The 18,896-nt window shown below is 69.4% G+C and carries 14 protein-coding genes; 5 read left to right on the top strand and 9 right to left on the bottom strand.

Annotated elements, in window-relative coordinates:
* Window positions 1-78: 78 nt before the first annotated feature.
* The 3 genes from nrdI to nrdF all read left to right on the top strand — a co-directional run bounded on the left by nrdI (window position 79) and on the right by nrdF (window position 3,737).
* Window positions 79-498, top strand: coding sequence for a class Ib ribonucleoside-diphosphate reductase assembly flavoprotein NrdI (gene nrdI / locus ASG28_RS09210; protein ID WP_055974301.1), 420 nt, complete (start codon window positions 79-81; stop codon window positions 496-498).
* 32 nt (window positions 499-530) lie between these two features.
* Window positions 531-2,636 (top strand): class 1b ribonucleoside-diphosphate reductase subunit alpha, encoded by a 2,106-nt coding sequence (gene nrdE, locus ASG28_RS09205; RefSeq protein WP_054146995.1) that lies wholly within the window; start codon window positions 531-533, stop codon window positions 2,634-2,636.
* 99 nt (window positions 2,637-2,735) lie between these two features.
* Window positions 2,736-3,737, top strand: a complete 1,002-nt coding sequence (gene nrdF / locus ASG28_RS09200; protein WP_054146924.1) for a class 1b ribonucleoside-diphosphate reductase subunit beta — start codon at window positions 2,736-2,738, stop codon at window positions 3,735-3,737.
* A 411-nt stretch (window positions 3,738-4,148) separates the two neighbouring features.
* On the opposite strand, the gene ASG28_RS09195 is transcribed toward nrdF, so the two are convergent.
* From ASG28_RS09195 to ASG28_RS09185, 3 genes are all read right to left on the bottom strand, one after another.
* Window positions 4,149-5,411 carry a kynureninase gene (locus tag ASG28_RS09195; protein ID WP_055974300.1) on the bottom strand — a complete coding sequence of 421 codons (1,263 nt, stop codon included), beginning with the start codon at window positions 5,409-5,411 and terminating at the stop codon, window positions 4,149-4,151.
* The gene (locus ASG28_RS09190) at window positions 5,411-6,514 is read right to left on the bottom strand and encodes an amidohydrolase family protein (RefSeq protein WP_055974295.1); all 1,104 of its coding nucleotides are present in this window, start codon (window positions 6,512-6,514) and stop codon (window positions 5,411-5,413) included. Before ASG28_RS09190 ends, ASG28_RS09195 begins: the two co-directional genes overlap by 1 nt.
* Window positions 6,515-6,618: 104 nt before the next feature.
* Entirely contained in the window at window positions 6,619-7,413 is a 795-nt protein-coding gene (locus ASG28_RS09185; protein ID WP_055974293.1) for a class I SAM-dependent methyltransferase, read from the bottom strand.
* A 72-nt stretch (window positions 7,414-7,485) separates the two neighbouring features.
* On the opposite strand from ASG28_RS09185, the gene msuE reads away from it, so the two are divergent.
* Together msuE and ASG28_RS09175 are read left to right on the top strand one after the other, a co-directional pair.
* Window positions 7,486-8,202 (top strand): FMN reductase, encoded by a 717-nt coding sequence (gene msuE, locus ASG28_RS09180; RefSeq protein ID WP_082454758.1) that lies wholly within the window; start codon window positions 7,486-7,488, stop codon window positions 8,200-8,202.
* Between the two features lie 57 nt (window positions 8,203-8,259).
* Window positions 8,260-8,664 (top strand): hypothetical protein, encoded by a 405-nt coding sequence (locus ASG28_RS09175; protein ID WP_055974292.1) that lies wholly within the window; start codon window positions 8,260-8,262, stop codon window positions 8,662-8,664.
* Window positions 8,665-8,782: 118 nt separating this feature from the next.
* On the opposite strand, the gene arfA is transcribed toward ASG28_RS09175, so the two are convergent.
* The 6 genes from arfA to hrpA form a co-directional block, all read right to left on the bottom strand.
* Window positions 8,783-10,318: an arabinosylfuranosidase ArfA gene (gene arfA, locus ASG28_RS09170; protein ID WP_055974289.1), complete on the bottom strand. Its 1,536-nt coding sequence runs from the start codon at window positions 10,316-10,318 to the stop codon at window positions 8,783-8,785.
* Window positions 10,319-10,405: 87 nt separating this feature from the next.
* On the bottom strand, window positions 10,406-11,317 hold the full coding sequence (locus ASG28_RS09165) for a carbohydrate ABC transporter permease (protein ID WP_055974286.1): 912 nt from the start codon (window positions 11,315-11,317) through the stop codon (window positions 10,406-10,408).
* Window positions 11,314-12,288 (bottom strand): carbohydrate ABC transporter permease, encoded by a 975-nt coding sequence (locus tag ASG28_RS09160; RefSeq protein ID WP_082454538.1) that lies wholly within the window; start codon window positions 12,286-12,288, stop codon window positions 11,314-11,316. Before ASG28_RS09160 ends, ASG28_RS09165 begins: the two co-directional genes overlap by 4 nt.
* A 112-nt stretch (window positions 12,289-12,400) precedes the next feature.
* On the bottom strand, window positions 12,401-13,786 hold the full coding sequence (locus ASG28_RS09155) for an extracellular solute-binding protein (protein WP_082454757.1): 1,386 nt from the start codon (window positions 13,784-13,786) through the stop codon (window positions 12,401-12,403).
* Window positions 13,787-13,920: 134 nt separating this feature from the next.
* On the bottom strand, window positions 13,921-14,949 hold the full coding sequence (locus ASG28_RS09150; RefSeq protein ID WP_055974283.1) for a LacI family DNA-binding transcriptional regulator: 1,029 nt from the start codon (window positions 14,947-14,949) through the stop codon (window positions 13,921-13,923).
* 41 nt (window positions 14,950-14,990) lie between these two features.
* Window positions 14,991-18,884, bottom strand: coding sequence for an ATP-dependent RNA helicase HrpA (hrpA, locus tag ASG28_RS09145; RefSeq protein ID WP_055974282.1), 3,894 nt, complete (start codon window positions 18,882-18,884; stop codon window positions 14,991-14,993).
* Window positions 18,885-18,896 lie beyond the last annotated feature (12 nt).

Genomic DNA, 18,896 nt, shown 5'->3' with positions numbered 1-18,896 from the left:
ACCGGGCGCTCCGCGCCCGACCAGCAGGACCGTGACCCGGGGCCCGGCCCCACACCACCTCGGAGGCGAGGACTCGTCGTGACGAACGAACTCGTCTACTTCTCGAGCGTCTCGGGCAACACCGACCGCTTCGTGAAGAAGCTCGGTGTGCCGGCCCAGCGCATCCCGCTGTTCCCGTCCGAGCCACCGCTCCACGTCCGAGACCCCTACGTCCTCGTCCTGCCGACCTACGGCGGCGGCGAAGGGCGAGGCGCCGTCCCGAAGCAGGTCATCCGGTTCCTCAACGACGAGGGCAACCGGCGCCTCATCCGAGGCGTGATCGCGGCGGGCAACACCAACTTCGGAGAGGGCTACTGCCTGGCCGGCGACATCGTCTCGGCCAAGTGTGACGTTCCCCTTCTCTACCGTTTCGAAGTCTTCGGAACACCAGACGACGTACAAGCCGTACACACAGGATTGGAAGAATTTTGGACGCAGCAGTCGATGACCTCGAAGTGATCGCCGCACCGGGGCAGGGTCTCAGCTCGGGGATGGACTACCACTCCCTGAACGCGATGCTGAACCTCTACGGTCCCTCCGGCGAGATCCAGTTCGAGAAAGACCGCGAGGCGGCGAAGCAGTACTTCCTGCAGCACGTCAACCAGAACACGGTCTTCTTCCACAACCTGCGCGAGCGCCTCGACTACCTCGTCGAGAACGAGTACTACGAGGCCGCGACCATCGAGCAGTACGACTTCGCCTTCATCGAGAAGCTCAACGACCTCGCGTACTCGAAGAAGTTCCGGTTCCAGACCTTCCTCGGTGCGTTCAAGTACTACACCTCGTACACGCTCAAGACGTTCGACGGCAAGCGCTACCTCGAGCGCTTCGAAGACCGCGTCGTCATGACCGCCCTCGGCCTCGCCCAGGGCGACGAGGCACTCGCCGTCGACCTGGTCGAAGAGATCATCGCGGGCCGCTTCCAGCCGGCCACGCCGACCTTCCTGAACACGGCGAAGGCCCAGCGCGGCGAACTCGTCAGCTGCTTCCTGTTGCGCATCGAAGACAACATGGAGTCGATCTCGCGCGGCATCAACTCGTCGCTGCAGCTGTCGAAGCGCGGCGGCGGCGTCGCCCTGTCGCTCTCGAACATCCGCGAGGCCGGCGCACCGATCAAGCAGATCGAGAACCAGTCGTCGGGCATCATCCCCGTCATGAAGCTGCTCGAAGACAGCTTCAGCTACGCCAACCAGCTCGGTGCCCGTCAGGGTGCGGGTGCGGTCTACCTCAGCGCGCACCACCCCGACATCATGCGGTTCCTCGACACCAAGCGTGAGAACGCCGACGAGAAGATCCGCATCAAGACGCTGTCCCTCGGCGTCGTCGTGCCCGACATCACGTTCGAGCTCGCCAAGAACAACGAGGACATGTACCTCTTCTCGCCGTACGACGTCGAGAAGGTCTACGGCGTCCCCTTCGGCGACGTCGCGATCAGCGAGAAGTACCGCGAGATGGTCGCCGACTCGCGCATCAAGAAGACCAAGATCAAGGCGCGCGACTTCTTCCAGACGATCGCCGAGATCCAGTTCGAGTCGGGCTACCCCTACATCGTGTTCGAAGACACGGTCAACAAGGCGAACCCGATCAAGGGCCGCATCAACATGTCGAACCTGTGCTCCGAGATCCTGCAGGTCAACACGCCCACCACGTTCAACGAGGACCTCTCGTACAACGAGATCGGCAAGGACATCAGCTGCAACCTCGGCTCGATGAACATCGCCCTCTCGATGGACGCCCCCGACCTCGGCAAGACCGTCGAGACCGCGATCCGCGGCCTCAGCGCGGTCAGCGACATGAGCCACATCACCTCGGTGCGCTCGATCGAGGTCGGCAACGACCAGTCGCACGCCATCGGCCTCGGCCAGATGAACCTGCACGGCTACCTGGCCCGCGAGCGTGTCCACTACGGCACGCCCGAGGCGATCGACTTCACGAACATCTACTTCTACACGGTGCTGTTCCACGCCCTGCGTGCCTCGAACACCATCGCGATCGAGCGTGGCGTCACCTTCGGCGGTTTCGAGGACTCCACGTACGCGTCGGGCACCTTCTTCGACAAGTACACCGAGACCGAATGGAAGCCCGAGACCGAGCGTGCGGCCGCACTGTTCGCCGACGCCGGCGTCGCGATCCCCACGCAGGACGACTGGCGTGCGCTCAAGGCCAGCATCATGCAGCACGGCATCTACAACCAGAACCTGCAGGCCGTGCCGCCGACCGGGTCGATCTCGTACATCAACCACTCGACGTCGTCGATCCACCCGATCGCGTCGAAGATCGAGATCCGCAAAGAGGGCAAGCTCGGCCGCGTGTACTACCCGGCGCCGTTCATGACGAACGACAACCTCGAGTACTACACCGACGCGTACGAGATCGGGCCCGAGAAGATCATCGACACCTACGCCGCGGCGACGCAGCACGTCGACCAGGGCCTGTCGCTCACGCTCTTCTTCAAAGACACGGCGAGCACGCGCGACATCAACAAGGCGCAGATCTACGCATGGCGCAAGGGCATCAAGACGATCTACTACATCCGTCTGCGTCAGCTCGCGCTCGAGGGCACCGAGGTCGACGGCTGCGTCAGCTGCATGCTCTAGGCCCTGCGCCTCACGGCTCTTGCGCCACCCGGCGCGGGCCGGCCTCGACAGCCGGCCCGCGCCTCCTGAACTCACGCTCTTCCCTCTGAAAGGCACGTCATGACCATCACCGATCCGGTGCACGCCACCGGCAAGTCGGTCCCGCTGATCACGTCGGTCAGTGCGATCAACTGGAACCGCATCCACGACGACAAAGACGTCGAGGTCTGGAACCGGCTCGTCAACAACTTCTGGCTGCCCGAGAAGATCCCGCTGTCGAACGACGTGCAGTCGTGGAACACGCTGACCCCAGAAGAGCAGCAGATGACCATGCGGGTCTTCACCGGCCTGACGCTGCTCGACACCATCCAGGGCACCGTCGGCGCGATCAGCCTGATCCCTGACGCGATCACCCCGCACGAAGAGGCCGTCTACACGAACATCGCGTTCATGGAGTCGGTGCACGCCAAGAGCTACTCGTCGATCTTCTCGACCCTCGCGTCGACGCCCGAGATCGACGACGCCTTCCGCTGGTCGACCGAGAACGTCAACCTGCAGAAGAAGGCCCAGATCGTCCTCGACTACTACACGGGCGACGACCCGCTGAAGCGCAAGGTCGCCTCGACGCTGCTCGAGTCGTTCCTGTTCTACAGCGGCTTCTACCTGCCGATGTACTGGTCCTCGCGCGCCAAGCTGACCAACACGGCCGATCTGATCCGCCTCATCATCCGCGACGAGGCCGTGCACGGGTACTACATCGGCTACAAGTTCCAGAAGGGTCTCGAGGGCGCCTCCGAAGAGCGTAAGCAAGAGATCAAGGACTACACGTTCAACCTGCTCTTCGAGCTGTACGAGAACGAGATCCAGTACACGCAAGACCTGTACGACGGCGTCGGCCTCAGCGAGGACGTCAAGAAGTTCTTGCACTACAACGCTAACAAGGCGCTGATGAACCTCGGCTACGAGCCGATGTTCCCCAAAGAGACGACCGACGTGAACCCGGCGATCCTGTCTGCCCTCTCGCCGAACGCCGACGAGAATCACGACTTCTTCTCGGGGTCGGGCTCGTCGTACGTCATCGGCAAGGCCGTCAACACCGAAGACGAGGACTGGGACTTCTAGCGCACCCCCCCGCACCACGCAGCAGGCGTCGCCCACCCCGGGCGGCGCCTGTTCTGCGTCCGCCCCGTCCTCGATCCGGTGTGCAATTCGCGACCTTCGAGGGGGGACACGCTGCTCATCTTCGGCCGCAAACGTTTTCGTCGGCGCCGGATGTCGGGTTAGGAGCGGTACGCGGGCGCGGGGCGGTCGGGTTCGGCACGGCGGCGGACGCGGGGCGTTCGGGTTCGGCGCCCAGACACAGGCGCAGGCGCAGGCACAGGCGCAGGCACAGGCACAAGCGCAGGTGCCGGGGCTCGGCTGACTGCGCCCACCCGACACCGGCGTCGTCGATCCGCGAGAACACGGGAAGTGGACGAGGCACCGCTTCGTGCGGCGGTGTCCTGCCCACTCGGCGGTGTGCCGTGTGCGTGCTCAGTCGGCGAGCAGGGCCGCCCGGATCGCGGCGATGCCGATGCGCACCTCGGCGAACGAGGTGCTGAGCGGCGACAGTCCGATGCGCAGGGCGTCGGGGTTGCGGAAGTCGGGCACGACGCCGGCGTCCCAGAGCCGGGCCACGATGCCGCGGAACGACTCGTGCGTGATGGTGACGTGGCTGCCGCGTTCCGCCGCGGCCCGGGGAGTAGCGACGGTCACCCCGAGCGGCACGAGCCAGGCGTCGACGAGGTCGAAGGCGTAGTCGGTCAGGGCGAGCGACTTCGTCCTGATGGCGTCGATGCCGGCCTCGTCGATCAGGTCGAGCATGTCGTGCATCGCGAGCATGCCCATCACCGGGGGAGTCCCGCTGACGAACCGTCGGATGCCGGCCGCCGCCTCGTACCCGTCGGCCATCGCGAACACGTCGGCCGCGCCCATCCACCCCTGGATCGGCTGGTCGAGTTCGGGCAGCAGCGAGGCGCGGGCGTAGACGAAGGCGGGGGCACCCGGGCCGCCGTTGAGGTACTTGTATGTGCAGCCGACGGCGAGGTCGACACCCCACTCGTCGAGCTGCATCGGCACGACGCCGACGCTGTGGCAGAGGTCGGCCAGCACGAGCCCGCCCGCCTCGTGCACGAGCGTCGTGACGGCCGGCAGGTCGACCAGCCACCCCGACCGGTACGACACGTGGTTCACCAGCAGCAGTGCCGTCTCGGGCCCCACGACGTCGCGCACCTGCGACACGGTCACGCCGGTCGCCTTGTCGACGGCGATCCAGCGGATCGTCGCCCCGTGCTCCCGCGCGATGCCCTCGACGACGAAGCGGTCGGTCGGGAACTGGTCGTCGTCGATCACGATCTCGTGGCGGTCGGGCCGGGCCCGCAGAGCGGCGCGGATCGCCTTGTAGAGCAGCACGGTCGTCGAGTCGGCCACGACCGTCTGACCCGGCGCGGCACCGAGGCAGGCCGCCGCGATGCGGTCGCCGAGCTCGGTCGGCAGCGACATCCAGCGCTCGTCCCACGAACGGATCAACCGCGTGCCCCAGGCGCCCTCGACGAACTCGGACAGTCGCGACAGCGTGGCGGTCACGGGCCGCCCCAGCGAGTTGCCGTCGAGGTACGAGACCACGTCGACGGCCGGCACGAACCGGTCGACGAACGACGCCAGCGGGTCGGCAGCGTCGAGCGGGCCGGCGGGATGCGCCGAGGCCTGCTCGTCGGGGTCGGTGGAGTCGGCGGGGTAGGCGAGCGGATCGGTCATCAAGTCTTCTCCTCGAGGGCGACGGCGAGCAGCTCGTCGGCGGTCAGTGCGGTCGCGCGCGCGAGCCAGGCGGCCCGCTCGTCGGAGGACGCGGAGGCGCGGGGCGCGTCGGCGATCCAGGTCACGCGGGTGAACGGCAGGCGTGCGCCGCCGGTCGGCTCGGCGACGTCGGGGGCGAGGGCGTCGAGGAGTCCGGCCAGCCCGAAGCCGGCCCGGCCCATCGCACGCAGCTCGCGCTCGTTCACGCCGAGCGGCAGGTCGCCGTTGCCGAGATCGGTGCCGTAGAGCACCCGGCCGCCCGCGGCACGGAAGCGCGAGAGGTTGTCGACCGCCGTCTCGTGCGCGACCCCGCCGACACCGTAGCCGTGGATGTCCAGCGTGCTCACCCACGTCGTCGAGGCGGCCAGCCGCGCGACCAGCTCGTCGTCGAGCCGTTCGCTGAAGGGCGTGTGCGCGAACCGGTCGACCCCGGCGTCCGCCGCGCGGGCGGCCTGGCCGACCCCCTGGACGTGGGCGACCACGGGCAGGCCGAGTCCGTGCGTGGCGTCGACGACGACCTGCAGCGTCGCGTCGTCGAGCACGGGCCCGGCGTCGGTGTTCAGGGCGACCTTGACGATCGAGGCGCCGAGGGCGTGCTGCTGTTCGACGAGCCGGGCCGCGCGGCGCAGCCGGGTCGAGGCGCGCAGGCCGGCCACCACCAGGGAGGCGCGGGGCGGCGCCCAGCCCGACCGGCTCGGGTACCCGCCCGGTGCGGTGATCAGCCCACCGGCGATCGTCACCTCGGGCCAGCCGTCCCGCCCCGACCGGCCGAGCCAGCCGTGCGCGATCGCCGGGTCCCACCCGAGGTCGACGACCCGCGAGATGCCGCCGACGGTCAGCTGCGCGGCGTCGATCAGGCCGAGGTGGACGTGCGAGTCGGTGAAGGGGGCGAGCACGGTGCCCGGCACGTGCGGCAGCTCGGCCCCGGCCAGGGTGTCGGCGTCGTGCGCGTCGGCCGACCCGGCGAAGACGACGCCGTGGGCGTCGAGCCGCAACAGGCTGCGACCGGACCACCGGCCCGACCAGGCGTGGTCGACCGTGACGAGCCGCGCCTCCTGGTCCATGACCCGACCCTATTCGTGCGTGCTGCCCGTGCCCTGCAGGCCCGCCCGCGTCCGGGGACGACGAGACGGGCCCGCAGGGTGGGGAGGTGCCGAGGAGGCGCGACCTACGAGGGCAGGACGGCCCGCGAGCACCGCGCGACGTACGGCAGGCGGATGAGGTCGACGCCGCGGGTGTCGGGGTGGGTGTCGAGCAGCTGCTCGACGTCGCGCAGGACGGCCGCGCGGTCGTCCGGCGAGAGCGTGATGACGTAGCTGCGGGACGCGATCATGGCGAGGAACTCGTCGCGACCCAGTTCGTGCACCCAGGCGACGTCGTGTCGCTCGACGGTGCCGAACGGCGCACCGACGACCGGGGCGTCCGACCCCATGTCGCGCTCGCGCGGCTGGTGCATCACCCGGCTGAGCTCCGCGACCCACGGCACCGACTCGTCGCGGATGTTCCAGATCAGGCCGAGCGTGCCGCCGGGGCGCAGCACGCGGGCGATCTCGGGCACGGCTCGGTCGGTGTCGACCCAGTGCCAGGCCTGCGCGACGAGGACGGCGTCGACCGAGTCGTCCCCGAGGGGGATGCTCTCGGCGGACCCCGCGACCGACGTCGCCCCGGGGACGACCTGCTCGAGGGTGGCGCGCATGCCGGGCGAGGGCTCGACGGCCGTGACCGACGGAGCACGGTCGAGCAGCAGACGGGTGAGCTTGCCCGTGCCGGCCCCCAGGTCGACCACGTGACAGGCGCCCTCGGGCAGCAGCCACTCGACGGCCTCGAGGGGGTACGACGGGCGGCCCCTCTCGTAGACGTCGGCGGCCAGCCCGAACGAGGCGGCGAGGTCGGAATCGGGTCGTGCGGGGTCGAAGCCGTGGGCAGCCGGGTCGAACCCCTCCTGGGTTGGTTGATGTGTCACCGGAACACTGTCGCACGTCACGATCCGTCACACACCCTGTGTTACGTCGGCCTCGGGCGCAGCATGGACGAGATGACTTCCACGCTGCCTCCGACCCCCTCGTCCCCGCGTCCGACCCGGCCCCTGCGGGTCGTCGCCGTGTCGGGCACCCTCAGCACGCCGTCCAAGACCGACGCCCTCGTGCACGAGATCGTCACGGCGCTGGGCGACGTCCTGCCGATCGAGGCGCACGTGATCCGGGTCAGCGAACTCGGGCCGCTGTTCGCCGGCGCGCTCACCCGCGACCAGCTCGACGAGCGGGTCGAGCGGGAGCTGGTCGCCATCGAGACCGCCGACCTGCTGATCGTCGCCTCGCCCGTGTACCGCGCCTCCTTCACCGGGCTCTTCAAGCACCTCTTCGACTTCGTCGAGCAGTACGCGCTCGTCGACGTGCCCGTGCTGCTCGCCGCGACGGGCGGCAGCGAGCGCCACGCGCTGATCATCGAGCACTCGCTGCGACCGCTGTTCGGGTTCTTCCAGGCCCTCACGCTGCCGCTCGGCGTCTACGCGCACACGACCGACTTCACGGCGACCGGGGGCGCGGAGAAGTACGCGGTCACGGCCCCCCTGCTGCAGGAGCGCATCCGCCACGCGATCCAGCGCGGCCTGCCCCTGATCCGGTCGAGCATCGCCGAGAAGGGGCGCATCGAGCGGAGCCTCGACGACGGTGGCGCGGGCGACGGGCCGTCGGCGGAGGACCTGCGCGCGAGCGAGCTCGACCTCTCGACGCCGACACGGCTGTTCAGCTGAGCGCACGACCCGAAGGCGGGGCAGCCGCCCCGGATTCCCACGAGTATCGTGGTTCTCGTGAGCCCCGACCCGACGCCCCGTGACCCGTCCGTCGCCCGCTCCGAGATCCGTGACAGCGAGGCGCAACGGCGGCTCGGCCTGTTGCCGTCCGGGGTGCTGCCGGGGCGTGCCGCCCGATGGGTGGCCGACGGTGTCGACGACCCGTCCGTGCGCGCGCTCGCCGAGGCGCAGACCAGCACCGACGACGCCCGCGAGACGCTGCTGGCTCGGGCCGCGAGCGACCTCGGCCTCGGCTTCGACTCGGTGCGCGAGGCACGGGCGCACCACGGCCAGCGCGTCGTCGAGTCGATGACGGCCGCGTCGGCCCCGAACGACGCCCTGGGCTTCTCGAACGGCTTCACCGACACCATCGAGGAGTCGGTGCGCGACAGCATCGCCCGCCTCTTCAAGCCCCGCGGCTGAGCCTTGTCCCGCGGCTGAGCCTGGCCCCGCGGCTGAGCCGCGCACCCGACGCGACCGGACGCGGGAGGCGCGGTGCCGGTCACGACCGACACCGCGCCTCCTGCAATCGCTCCGTGGGTCAGGCCTTGCCGACCTCGAGCTCGACGACGGCCCACGACAGGGCGGGCAGGCGCAGGCGAGCGGTGCCGCCGTCGACCGTGACGCCGGTCAGCGGGACGAGCCCCACGGTGTCCTGCGCGTTCTCGGTGTTGGACGAGAAGCGGTCGCCGCCCTCGGGCACGGCCAGCACCTCGGCGCGGGTGACGCGTCCGCCGCTGAAGCCGCGCAGGGCGACCTCGACGTCGGCGGCCTCGTCGAGTCCGCGGTTCGCGAGGAAGAACGCGACCGTGCCGGCCTCTTCGTCGTAGGTGGCGCTGACGTCGACCAGGTCGGCGTCGCCGTACTTCTCGGTGTCGACCTTGTCGCTCGTGACGAGCGTGCGCAGGATCTGCCCGGTCGCGAGCGCCGCCATGCGGGCGAACGGCCAGAAGATCGACTGGCGCCACGCGGGCCCGCCGGCCTCGCTGCGGATCGGCGCGATGACGTTGACGAGCTGCGCCTGGTTCGCGATCTTGACCCGGTCGCCGTGACGCAGCAGCGAGTTGAGGAAGGTGCCGACCACGACGGCGTCGGTGACGTTGTATTGGTCCTCGATCAGGCGCGGGTGCTCGCGCCAGCCCTTCGAGACGTTGTGCGGCTGGTCGTCCGAGTCGAGGCCGGTCTGGTACCAGACGTTCCACTCGTCGAACGAGATGTCGACCTGCTTCGTGTGCTTGCCGGCGGCCTTGACCCCGTCGATGGTGGACACGACCTCCTCGATGAAGGCGTCCATGTCGACGGCCGTCGCGAGGAAGCTCTTCGCGTCGCCGTCGTGCTCCTGGTAGTAGGCGTGCATCGAGACGTAGTCGACCTCGTCGTACGCGTGGGTGAGGACCTCGTGCTCCCAGGTGCCGAAGGTGGGCATGCCGCGGCCCGAGCTGCCCACCGCGACCAGTTCGATCGAGTCGTCGACGAACTTCATGGCCTTGGCGGCCTCCTGGGCCAGACGGCCGTACTCGGTGGCGGTCTTGTGGCCGATCTGCCACGGGCCGTCGAGCTCGTTGCCGAGGCACCAGAGCTTGATGTCGAACGGGTCCTTGGCGCCGTTGGCGATGCGACGGTCGCTGAGCGCCGTGCCACCGGGATGGTTGGCGTACTCGACGAGCTCACGAGCCGCGTCGACGCCGCGGGTGCCGAGGTTGACGGCCTCCATCACCTCGGTGCCGGCGAGCTTCGACCAGGCGACGAACTCGTGCAGGCCGAAGGCGTTGGTCTCGACCGTGTGCCAGGCGCCGTCGAGGCGACGCGGGCGCTGGTCGACCGGCCCGACTCCGTTCTCCCAGTTGTAGCCCGACACGAAGTTGCCGCCGGGGTAGCGGATGACGGTCGCGCCGAGTTCTTTGGTGAGGTCGAGGACGTCCTGACGGAAGCCGTTCTCATCGGCGGTGGGGTGGCCGGGCTCGTAGATGCCGGTGTAGACGCAGCGGCCCATGTGCTCGACGAACGAGCCGAAGAGGCGGCGCGGGACCGGGCCGATGGTGAACTCGCGGTCGACGGTGATGCGGGCGGTGGACATGGATCTCCTAGCTGAGGGGAACGGCGTGCGTGTGGTGGGGACGAGGAGGCGCGGTGCGGCAGGGCGCGCGGGTGCGGGGCGGGCGGGTCACTGCCCCCCGAAACCGGTGGTCGAGATGCCCTTGATGATCTGTCGTTGGAAGAACAGGAACACGAGGATCAGCGGCAGGGCCGCGAGGACGGCGGCGGCCATGTTCTGCGCGTACTGGATGCCGTAGGCGCTCTCGATGGTCTGCAGGCCGACCGGCAGCGTGAGCAGCGAGGCGTCGTTCGTGACGATGAACGGCCACAGGAAGTTGTTCCAGGCGCCGATGAACACGAAGATCGACACCGCCCCGAGGATGGGCCGCGACAGCGGCAGCAGGATCGTGAAGAACACCCGGATGCGCCCGGCGCCGTCGACGCGGGCGGCGTCCTCGAGCTCGATCGGCACCTGGTCGAAGAACTTCTTCAGCACGAAGACCATGGCCGGGGCGATGGCCTGCGGCAGGATGATGCCCCAGTACGTGTCGACCATGTCGAAGGCGAGCATCTGGTAGAACAACGGCACGATCAGCACCTGCGGCGGGATGATGATCGACGCGATCGTCGCCACGTAGAGCCACTTCTTGCCCCGGAAGTCGAGGCGCGAGAACGCATACGCGACGAGCGCCGAGGTGGCCACGACGATCACGGTGATCACGATCGACGTGAACAGGCTGTTGAACAGCCACACCGGGATGTTGCCCTGCTCGAGCACCCCGCGGTAGGCGTCGAGCGTGAAGCCGCCGGCCGGGATCCAGGTCTGCGGCGTCGCCGCGGCGTCGGTCTCGCTCTTGAACGAGGTGGCGAGCGACCACAGGAACGGCAGCAGCCAGAGGACGGCGAGCACGACCAGGATGATCACGCTGAGGACGGCCATCGGGCCGAACGGCTTCTGGCCGGGCTTGTGGCCCTTCCGACCGCGGTCGGCGGTGGGGGCGCGCAGGTCGGACGTGGGGGCGATGGCGGGGGCGGTCATTTCTGGGCTCCCTTGCGGTTGCGGGCCGTGATGCTGAACTGTGCGATCGAGATGACGACGATGACCGCGAAGAAGATGTACGAGATCGCCGACGAGTAGCCGAAGCGGTAGCCGGTGAACCCGGTGTCGAAGATGTACTGCACGGCCGAGCGGGTGCTGCCCGCCGGTCCGCCGGTGGTCATCTGGTAGATCTGGTCGAAGACCTTCAGTGAGGCGAGCACCTGCAGGATGACGATCAGGCCGGTGGTCGGGCCGAGCTGCGGGATGGTGATCGACAGCAGCGAGCGCCAGCGTCCGGCGCCGTCGAGCGACGCGGCCTCGTACTGCTGGTCGGGGATGTTCTGCAGGGCGGCGAGGTACAGCAGGAAGTTGAAGCCGACCGTCCACCAGACGGTGGTCGCGACCACGGCGATCATGGCGGTGTCGGGGTCCTGCAGCCAGGCGGGCTGCGGCAATCCGAGCGTGCCGAGGACGTTGTTGATCGGGCCGAGGGTCGGGCTGTAGAGCTGGATCCAGAACAGCGAGACGACCGTCGAGGCGAGCAGGTACGGCAGGAAGAAGCTCAGCCGCCAGAGCCACTGCCCCGGCAGCCCGGTGTTGACGAGGATGGCGAGCACGAGGGCGACGACGACGAGCGGGATCGTGCTGAGCACCGTGAACCACAGGGTGTTGAGCATCGAGCGCCACATGTCGCCGTCGGCGAAGGCCTCGGCGTAGTTGGCGACGCCGATCAGCTCGCCGCCCTGGCCGGTCAGGCTCTGGCCGGTGAAGCTCAGGTAGAAGCCGTGCAGCAGCGGCCAGACCAGGAACACCGCGAAGAGCACGGTGAACGGGGCGGCGAAGCCCCACCCGATGCGGTTGTCGGACGGGCCGGTCCGCTTGCGGGAGGTGCGGCTGAGGTCGGTCGAGCGGGCGTCGGACCGCGCGCGGTCGGCGGTGGCCCGGGGGGCCTTGACCGTGGTGGAGGTCACAGATCGACTCCTTCGTCGTCGTGATGGTCGGGTCGTGCGGAGGGGGAGGAGAGCGGTGTCGGGCGTGCGGGGCGGCCGGGTCGGCCGGTGGCGCGGGGGCGTCGCATGGTCGTCACACCGGGGCCGGGCGCGACAGCTGGGTGTTCACGCGCGCGACGAACCGCCGCATGCCGTCGGCCGCGTCGTCCTTGGCGAGGATCACCGACTGGATCGAGTCGAGGAAGTACGTCTGGAAGTCCGAGCCCGAGCCGGTGAACCAGGCGGGCGGGTCGTAGTTGAGGTAGTCGGCGGCCTCTGCGTAGTTCGCCTGCGGTCGCAGCTCGGCGTACTCGGGGCTCTCGACGATGGGCAGGTAGGCGGGGATGTGCCCGGCCGCGGCCCACGAGAGGGAGTCCTTGAGGATGGTCGAGACCATCTTGTAGACGTCCTCGCGCTTGACGTCGTCGACCTCGCTCTGCCGCGGCAGCACGAACGCGTGCGAGTCGGCGTAGACGGCCGGCGTGCCGAACAGCGTCGGGATGATGCTGCCGTCGAACGGGATGCCCGCATTCTCGGCGCTCGGGACCTCCCACACGCCGGTGAAGAGCATGCCGCTCTCACCGCTGACGAACTCGGCGATGCCCGACTGGATGTCGCTGGCCGTGGCCATGGCCGTGCCGTCGGTGAGCTGCTGCATGAACTCGAGCGCGGTGACCGCGGCCTGCTCGTCGTACTCGACCGTGCCGCCCTCTTTCAGCACCATGTCGGCGCCCTGCTGCTTGTAGAACGTGTAGAACATGCGCCACAGCTGGGCGCCGTCGTTGAGGTAGCCCCACGAGGCGCCGTGCTTGCCGGTCACCTGCTGCATGGCGTTCGCGACCTCGAGGAACTGCTCGGGGCTGCTGATCTCGACGAGCTTGCCGTCGGGGCCCAGCGCACCCGCCTGCGCGGCAATGTCGGTGTTGTACAACAGGATGAACGGGTGCGAGTCGAGCGCGACCGAGTACAGGTCGCCGCCGTTGAAGCCCTTCTTCCAGACCGCCTCGGCGAAGTCCTGTTCGCGGACGCCGTACGACGCGAGCTTGTCGACGTCCCACGGGTCGAGCAGGCCACCGGGGGCGTAGCCGGGCACGCGCGACGCGTGCATGATCGCGACGTCGGGCGCGCGCCCGCCGGCCGAGGCCATGGCGAGCTTCGTGTAGTACGGGGTGCCCCAGGCGAGCACGGTCTGCGTCGCGTGGAACTCGGGGTTCTGCTCGTTGGCCTGGTCGATCAGCGCCGACATCTTGATGCCGTCACCGCCGCTCAGCAGGTGCCAGAACTTGAGCTGGGCGACGTCCGTGCCCGAGCCGGTGACGGCGCCGGGGGCGCAGCCCGAGAGGCCCGTGGCGACGAACGCTCCGCCGACGAGGGCTGCCGAGCCGAGCAGCATGCTGCGGCGACTGAGGCCTCGGGGGGTGGCGGTGCCGCGGGTGGTGCCCGGTCGTGGTGCCGGGGTCGTCCGATGGTTCTCGGTCATCTTCACTCCTTTGTGATGTGTGACGAGAGCGACTATTCCATCGTTGTAACGGAATCGCAAGAGGCGTTCGGCACAACACCAGGAGGTGGGCACGGCGCCAGGTTTTCTCGTGGCGTCGTGCCCATCTCGTGGTGTCAGGCGCGGGTGCTGGCGCGCACGACGATCTCGTGGGGGATGAGCACGAGCTCGGCCGCGCCCTGCCGGTCGGCGATGCGGGCCGCGAGCAGCTCGAGGGTGCGGTCGACGAACAGTCGCTTGTCGAAGGAGACGGTCGTCAGCGGCGGCACGGAGAACCTCCCGTCGACGATGTCGTCGAAGCCGGCGACCGCGACGTCGTCGGGGACGCGCAGGCCCCCCGAACTCAGCGCGCTGACGGCGCCGATCGCGAGCGAGTCGGTGAAGCAGAAGATCGCGTCGGGCCGGTCGCCGCGATCGATCGCGGCGCGGACGACGGCGAAGGCGTCGGCCGACGTCCATTCGGGGCACGAGTACTGCAGAGCACGGTCGACGGGCAGCCCGGCCTCGGCCATGGCCTGCTCGAAGCCTCGGGTGCGCGCGCGGGCCGTCGCCGTGTCGAACTCGCCGGCCGAGTCGCCCAGGGTCGCGATGCGGCGGTGCCCGACGGCGATCAGGTGGGCTGTCATGTCGCGGGCCGCGGCGACGCTGTCGACCCGCACCTGGTCGACGAGAGTCTGTTCGACCTCGCCGATCACGACGACGGGCGGCAACGAGTCGGTGGCGGCCCCGGTGCCGGAACCGGCCGACGACAGGGCGCTGGCGTCGAGCGTGATCGGGTTGAGGACGAGGCCGTCGACGAGGTGCTCCTTGCCCCGCGAGAGCAGCTCGCCCTCGCGCTCGGGCCGCGAGCCGGTCTGCTCGAGCTGGATCGACCAGCCGCGTTCGTGCGCCTGCTCGACGAACCAGTGCGTCATCTCGGCGCTGTACGGGGTGCTCAGGTCGGGGAAGGCCAGGGCGATCGACCCGGTGCGCCCGGTGCGCAGGCCGCGCGCGCTGAGGTTCGGCACGTAGTCGAGCTCGGCGAGCGCGCTCTCGACCCGGGTCCTGGTGTCGGGTCGCACGAAGACGACGCCGTTGATCACGTTCGAGACGGTCTTCGGCGACACTCCGGCGAGTGCCGCCACGTCCTTCACCGTCGCGCGCATTCCCACAGGCTAGTGGCGGCCACGAGACCCCGGGGCCCCGCTCAGGCGGAGGCGAGCACCTTGACGATGCGCTGCAGCGAGACGCTCTCGCTCGGGCGCAGGTCCTGTGCGAACAGGCTGAGGCGGAACTCCTCGAGCATCCAGCGGGCGCGGACGAGCGCAGGAGGCGCGGTGTCGGTCGGCGGGAACGTCCCGCCCGCGGCCTCGTACCGCTCGGTCGCCTGCTGCACCTCGCTCAGCCAGACGCGGTCCCGCCCGGGGTTCTCGAGCAGCTTCGCCGTGCGCTTCGTGATGCCCACGAGGTACACCGGCACGCGCTGCAGCTGCTGGAGCCCGGTCTGCGACACGAAGCCCGGACGGATCAGCCGGTCGCGCTGCTGGCGCATGTCGGTCAGCGCGGCGAGGAGGGTCATCGACGTCGCACCCTTCATCGCCTTGTCGGCGTCGCGGGCGGCGGTCAGCGTGCGGGCGACGAGCGAGACGGTCTGGAACATCTGGTCCATCACGGCCCCCGACACCCGGTCGCGAGTCGAGAGGAACTCTTTCTTGGTCATCACCATGCCGTCGGGCTTCACCCGGAACAGCACGTCGTCGACGACGGCCACCAGGCAGTCCGCGAAGAGCGCCGACGTGTTCTGGTACGGACTCGTCGCCAGGATGAGCTTCTCGGCGCTCGTCAGGTGCTGCTGCACATAGGCCACGGGCGACGGCGTCGCCAGCATCAGCAGGCGCCGCACGCCCTTCGGCGTCGCGAGGGCCTGGTCGGCGGGTGTCGCCATCAATGTGATCGAGACCGAGTCGCCGTGGTCGACCAGAGCCGGGTAGGCCCGGATGACGGTGTCGCCGTGACGGGTGTCGACGACGGCGGGGAGCTCGTCGAAGTCCCACGACGTCAGGCCCTCGCGCTCGATCGAGCTGGTGGGGCGAGGCGCGACGGGCGTGGTGTCGCCACCCGCGCCTCCTCGTCCTCGACCCCGGCCGCGGCCGCGCTCCTCGCGCCCGCCGCCCTGCGTGACGCGGGCGACGCTGTCGCGCGTGGCGTCGCGCAACCGGTGCTGCAGCGCGTCCAGGTCTTTGTCGGCACCGACCGTGCGGCCCCGCTCGTCGACCACCGCGTACGTGACCCGCAGGTGGGCGGGCACGCGGTGCAGGTCGAAGTCGTCGGTCGTGACGGGCGTGTAGGTGAGCTTCTTGATGGCCGCGGCCACGGTCGCGGTGAACGGCTCGTCGACGTCGGCGGGCGGTGCGTCGGGCAGCTCGTCGGTGATCTTCGACGCCCAGTCGGCGGCGGGGACCACGTTCTTGCGGATCTGCTTCGGCAGCGACTTGATCAACGACGTGACCAGCTCGTCGCGCAACCCCGGCACCTGCCAGTCGAACCCGACCGGACGGAGGCGCGGCAACAGCGGCAGCGGGACGATCACGGTCACGCCGTCGTCGTCGGCCCCCGGCTCGAACTTGTAGCGCAGGGTCAACGTCTGGTCGCCCTGCTGCCACGTGCTCGGGAAGCCCTGTTCGTCGACGTCGGGTTCGTCGTCCCCGAGCAGGTCGGCGGCGGTCATGGTGAGCAGGTCGGGGGTGTCGACCTTGGCCTTGCGCCACCAGCCCTCGAAGTCGCGCATGCTGGCGACGTCGGCCGGGATGCGCCGTTGGAAGAACTCGAACGCGGCGTCGCCGTCGACCAGGATGTCGCGGCGGCGGGTGCGCTCTTCGACCTCGGTCAGCTCGCGGATCAGCTGCTGGTTCTTCTGCTCGAAGGCCTGGTGCCCCTCCCAGTCGCCCTCGACGAGCGCGTGTCGGATGAACAGCTCGCGGGCGTAGGCGGGGTCGATGCGCGAGAACTGGATGCGCCGTCGCTCGACGATCGGCACACCGTAGAGCGTGACGCGCTCGTAGGCGACGACGGCACCCTGCTTCTTCTCCCAGTGGGGCTCGCCGTAGCTGCGCTTCACCAGGTCGGGCGCGAGCGGTTCGGCCCAGGCCGGGTCGATCGAGCCGGCGACCCGGGCGAACAGGCGGCTGGTCTCGACCAGTTCGGCGGTCATCACGGCCGCCGGCGGCTTCTTCGCGAGGCTGCTGCCCGGGAAGATCAGGAACCTCGTCTGGCGGGCACCGACGAAGTCCTTCTTCTGCGGGTCGAACAGGCCGATCTGGCTGAGCAGGCCGGCCAGCAGGCTGCGGTGCACGCCGTCGGGGTTCGCGCTGCGCTCGCCGACGTGCAGCCCGAGGGGACGGGCTGCTCGGGTGAGTTGGCGGTAGACGTCCTGCCACTCGCGGATGCGCAGGTAGTTGAGGAACTCGTCGCGGCACAGCCGCTTGAAGGCGTTGCCGCTGAGCTCCCTCTGCTTGTCCTCGAGGTACTCGAACAGGTTGAGCAGGGTGAGGAAGTCGCCCTTGGGGTCGCGGAAGCGCGAGTGCTTCTCGTCGGCCTGGGCTCGTCGATCGAGGGGGCGCTCGCGGGGGTCCTGGATGCTCAGCGCCGAGACGATGGCGAGCACCTCGCGTGTCGTGCCCTGCGTCTTCGACTCGACGACCATCCGGGCGAGGCGCGGGTCGATCGGCAGTCGGGTGAGCTGCTTGCCGACACGCGTGATCTGGCCACCCTGGGTGACGGCGCCGAGCTCGCGCAGCAGATCGAGGCCGTCCTTGATGCCGCGGGAGTCGGGCGGCTGCAGGAAGGGGAAGGCGGCGATGTCGCCGAGGTTCAGCGAGATCATCTGCAGGATGACCGCGGCGAGGTTGGTCCGCAGGATCTCGGGCTCGGTGAACTCGGGACGCTTCTCGAAGTCGGTCTCGCTGTAGAGGCGGATCGCGATGCCGCTGCTCGTGCGACCGGAGCGACCGGACCGCTGGTTGGCGCTCGCCTGCGAGATGGCCTCGATCGGCAGGCGCTGCACCTTGGCCCGGGTCGAGTAGCGGCTGATGCGGGCCGTGCCGGCGTCGATCACGTACTTGATGCCGGGCACGGTGAGGCTGGTCTCGGCGACGTTGGTCGCGAGGACGATGCGCCTGCGGGTGCCGGCGGTCGTGCTGGGCTGGAAGACGCGGTGCTGGTCGGCGGCGCTCAGCCGGCCGTAGAGGGGCAGCACCTCGGTGTGCGGCAGGTTGCGGCCGCGGATGCTCTCTTCGGCGTCTCGGATCTCGTTCTCGCCGCTGAGGAAGACCAGGACGTCGCCGCTCGACTCGCGCGCGAGCTCGTCGAGGGCCTCGTTGATGCCCTGGAGGTAGTCCTTGTCGTCGGCGCGCTGCCTGCGGTCGCCGGCCCGCGCCTCCTGCCGGTCGCCCTGCCGACCCGAGGGGCGGTCGTCGTCGTCGAGGTCGCCGTCGTCGTCGCTCGTGGTGTCGTCGGCGACGAGGGGTCGGTAGCGGACCTCGACCGGGTAGGTGCGACCCGAGACCTCGACGATGGGCGCGTCGCCGAAGTGCTTCGAGAACGACTCGGGGTCGATCGTGGCGCTGGTGATGATCAGCTTGAGGTCGGGGCGGCGGGGCAGCAGCTGCTTGAGGTAGCCGAGCAGGAAGTCGATCGTGAGGCTGCGCTCGTGGGCCTCGTCGATGATGATCGTGTCGTAGCGCTCGAGCTCGCGGTCGAAGTGGATCTCGTTGAGCAGGATGCCGTCGGTCATCAGCTTGATCTGCGTGTCGGCGCCGACCTTGTCGGTGAACCGCACCTGGTACCCGACGACGCCGCCGACCTCGTCGCCGAGTTCTTCGGCGATGCGCTCGCTGATCGTGCGGGCCGCGATGCGACGGGGCTGGGTGTGGCCGATCTTGGTGCGACCGAGCTCGAGGCAGATCTTGGGCAGCTGGGTCGTCTTGCCCGAGCCGGTGGCGCCGGCGACGATGACGACCTGGTTGTCACGGATCGCCGCGGCGATGTCGTCGCGCCTCTGGCTGACCGGCAGCTCGGCGGGATACGTGATGGTGGGGATCATGAGCCCTCCATC

Source organism: Frigoribacterium sp. Leaf415, assembly GCF_001424645.1.
Classification (GTDB): Bacteria; Actinomycetota; Actinomycetes; order Actinomycetales; family Microbacteriaceae; genus Frigoribacterium.
The sequence above is the reverse complement of the archived record's forward strand: the minus strand, read 5'-3'. Positions and strand labels throughout refer to the sequence as shown.